Annotated in this window: 2 protein-coding genes; both read left to right on the forward strand. The window is 63.2% G+C overall.

Going from position 1 to position 2,589, the window contains the following annotated elements:
- Nucleotides 1–90 precede the first annotated feature (90 nt).
- Nucleotides 91–1,614, forward strand: a complete 1,524-nt coding sequence (istA, locus tag NN5_RS24435; RefSeq protein ID WP_067739257.1) for an IS21 family transposase — start codon at nucleotides 91–93, stop codon at nucleotides 1,612–1,614.
- A gap of 11 nt (nucleotides 1,615–1,625) precedes the next feature.
- Nucleotides 1,626–2,432, forward strand: coding sequence for an IS21-like element helper ATPase IstB (gene istB, locus NN5_RS24440; protein WP_084385148.1), 807 nt, complete (start codon nucleotides 1,626–1,628; stop codon nucleotides 2,430–2,432).
- Nucleotides 2,433–2,589 lie beyond the last annotated feature (157 nt).

Here is a 2,589-nt window from a genome sequence, read left to right on the forward strand (position 1 = left end):
GGCAATAAAAGGGGCCACTCATCGGCCGGCATCCCCGGGATAAAAAGGGGCCAGTCCTGCTAGACCTCCGTTTTTGGGCGGGGGTGGAGGATGAAGAGAGTGGAACTTTATCAGAAGGTCCGCCGCGCCGTGATAATCGAGGGCATGAGCCGTCGCGGTGCTGCGACGTATTTTGGCATCAACCGCAAGACGGTGGACAAGATGCTGGTTTTCCCGGAGCCGCCGCAGCATGGGCGATCCGGCCGGACCTACAGCGGCAAGCTGGCGGAGTTTACCGGGATCATCGACCAGATACTGGCTGATGACCGCACGGTGCATGCCAAGCAGCGGCACACCGGGTTACGGATATTCGAGCGGCTGCGCGATGAGCATGGTTTCACCGGCGGTATCACGATAGTTCGAGATTACGTGGCCAGCGCCAAGCTGCGCAGTCGGGAGGTGTTTATCCCACTGAGCCACAAGCCGGGTCACGCGCAGGTGGACTTTGGCGAGGCGGACGGGATCATCGACGGCAAGCTGACGCGGTTCCACTATTTCTGCATGGATCTGCCGCACAGCGATGCGCCGTTCGTCAAAGCCTACCCCGCCGAAGTGGCCGAGGCGTTTTGTGAGGGCCATGTGGCGGCGTTCGCCTTCTTCGGCGGCATTCCGCAATCGATCCTGTACGATAACACCAGGCTGGCGGTGGCGCAGATCCTGGGTGACGGGAAGCGTGAGCGCAGCCGGATGTTCTCGACCCTGCAGAGCCACTACCTGTTCGAGGACAAGTTCGGCCGGCCCGGCAAGGGCAATGACAAAGGCAAGGTCGAGGGGCTGGTGGGCTATTCGCGGCGCCACTTCATGGTGCCAATGCCGGTGGCCGACAGCTTCGATACGATGAACGCGCGGTTTCTCGAGCAATGCATGGCGCGGCGGCAGGCGGTGTTGCGCGGGCACAGTCAGAGCATTGGTGACAGGCTGGCGGCCGATCTCGCGGCGTTCATGGCGCTGCCGGCGGTAGCGTTCGACCCGTGCCATATGGTGACCGGGCGGGCCTCGTCGATGTCGCTGGTCCGTTATCGCACCAATGATTACTCGGTGCCGACGGCCTATGCCCACCAGGAGGTGGTGATCAAAGGTTATGTCGACCGGGTCGAGGTGATTTGCCGTGGGGAACGGATTGCGGTGCATCCCCGCAGTTATGAGCACGAGGATTTCGTCCCCAACCCATTGCATTATCTGGCCCTGCTGGAGCACAAGCCGCGCGCGCTTGATCAGGCCGCGCCGCTCGATGGCTGGGTGCTGGCCGAGCCGATGCATCGCATCCGCAGGCTCATGGAGGCGCGCAACGGCAAAGAAGGTCGGCGCGAGTTCATCCAGGTCCTGCGGCTATGCGAACGCTTCGAGCAGTCCCTCGTGGAATGGGCGGTAGCGCGGGCGTTGGACATGGGCGCGATCAGCTTCGATGCGGTGAAGATGATTGCGTTGGCGCGGCTTGAACGGCGCCCTCCACGCCTTGACCTGCAGTTCTATCCGCATCTGCCGCGTGCCCACGTCGGGCGCACCGATCCGCGCAGCTATATGGGTCTGCTATCCCAGACCGGCGCCTCCACAAGCGTGGGAGCACCAGCATGACCGAGACCCTGATGCCGCTGCCCGCCGTCGAGCAGGCCGCCACCAGCGTGCCGCCAGCGGTGCTGCTGGCCAATCACCTCAAGGCGCTCAAGCTGCCGACCTTCGTGCGCGAGTATGAAAAGGTCGCCCTTGAGGCCGCGCAGGACCGCGCCGATTATCCGCGCTATCTACTGCGGCTGTGCGAGCTGGAGCGGATCGATCGCGAACGCCGGATGGTCGAGCGCCGTATCCGCATGGCCAGGTTCCCGCATACCAAGAGCTTCGACACCTTCGACTTTGCCGCCCAGCCATCGCTCAACAAGGCGCTGGTGCTGGAACTGGCGCGCGGGGAATGGATCGAACAGCGGCGCAATGTCATCGCGCTGGGACCGAGCGGCACGGGCAAGACACACGCCGCCCTCGCACTGGGGCTTGCCGCCTGCCAGAAAGGGCTCAGCGTGGCGTTTACTACGGCGGCGGCGCTGGTGCATGACCTCATGGAGGCCCGGGACGAGCGCCGGCTCCGCATGCTCCAGAAGCACCTGGCCTCGGTGAAGCTGCTGATCCTCGATGAACTGGGCTATGTGCCGTTCACCGCCGTCGGCGGCGAGTTGCTGTTCGAGGTGCTCAGCCAGCGCTACGAACGCGGCAGTACGCTGATCACCAGCAATCTACCGTTCGATGAATGGACCTCGGTGTTCGGCTCCGAGCGGCTCACCGGAGCGTTGCTCGACCGGCTGACCCACCATGTGCACATCCTCGAGATGAACGGCGAGAGCTTCCGCCTCGCCAGCAGCCGCAAGCATCATAAAAACAAGGAGGGCAGCAAGATGCCATGATTAGAAACGGCTATCGGCAGCGGGAAATCGGCTTCCGCTCCGCTACAGCCGCTTCCCCGCTGCCGATAAGGCCCAGCCTCAACCCGAGGCTTTTTGTTTGAACCAACTGGCCCACTTTTAAACCGGTGCTTGGCCCCTTTTTATACCGGCGTTGACA

The organism is Novosphingobium naphthalenivorans NBRC 102051, from assembly GCF_001590985.1.
Taxonomy (GTDB): domain Bacteria; phylum Pseudomonadota; class Alphaproteobacteria; order Sphingomonadales; family Sphingomonadaceae; genus Novosphingobium; species Novosphingobium naphthalenivorans.

What these genes read in the sequence shown, in the direction of transcription:
- istA (WP_067739257.1), top strand. Translation starts at nt 91, where the DNA reads ATGAAGAGAGTGGAACTTTATCAGAAGGTCCGCCGCGCCGTGATAATC.
- istB (WP_084385148.1), top strand. Translation starts at nt 1,626, where the DNA reads ATGCCGCTGCCCGCCGTCGAGCAGGCCGCCACCAGCGTGCCGCCAGCG.